Annotated in this window: 1 pseudogene; it reads left to right on the top strand. The window is 73.0% G+C overall.

Annotation, left to right across the window (positions count from 1 at the left end):
- Window positions 1-215 (top strand): annotated as a pseudogene (locus tag ACPXB3_RS22765) (oxygenase MpaB family protein); the annotation flags it as partial.

Below are 215 nucleotides of genomic sequence, written 5' to 3'. Positions count from 1 at the left end.
ATGGACGACCCGCTCCTCGACGCCTTCCGCTATCCCCGGCCCACCGACGCCGAGCGAGTGGTCGCTCGTGCCGGCCTGAAGGCCCGCGGCCTCGCGATCCGCTTCTTCGCCCGCCCCCGCACCACCCCGCAGTACGGCCGCGACATGCCGCAGATCCGCTGCTATCCGCGCGGCTATGACGTCGACGACCTCGGCACCTTCACCCCCGGCTGCCC

This window comes from Gordonia sp. DT219 (genome assembly GCF_049847065.1).
In the GTDB taxonomy this organism is placed as follows: domain Bacteria; phylum Actinomycetota; class Actinomycetes; order Mycobacteriales; family Mycobacteriaceae; genus Gordonia.
Note: the sequence above shows the minus strand (reverse complement) of the source record. Positions and strands in the feature narration are given on the sequence as shown.